At 54.5% G+C, this 242-nt stretch carries 1 protein-coding gene; it reads right to left on the bottom strand.

Annotation, left to right across the window (positions count from 1 at the left end):
• Positions 1 to 195, bottom strand: a 195-nt coding sequence (locus ACZ3HH_RS31000; protein ID WP_465810537.1) for a hypothetical protein, incomplete at its 3' end; no start/stop codon positions are given.
• Between the last annotated feature and the right edge of the window lie 47 nt (positions 196 to 242).

Genomic DNA, 242 nt, shown 5'->3' with positions numbered 1-242 from the left:
GAGTTGCCAGATGCTGTGACCTTGCTGAGTGAGCCGCGGTGAAAGCCAGCCCATCAACCCACTGGCGGCCAGAAAAAACAGATTCATCACCAACAACACTTGCGCCGAAGCCGCTGCGCTCATGTCCATCACCTGTACCAGCCAGGGACCGATCCACAAGGACTGCATCACCAAAAAGCCACCTTGAAAAGTCATACCCAAGGGCGCCGTCGCCATAAAAAAGCGTGAACGAAATATGGTGC

Source organism: Pseudomonas sp. PME37.24/025, assembly GCF_055556615.1.
Note: the sequence above shows the minus strand (reverse complement) of the source record. Positions and strands in the feature narration are given on the sequence as shown.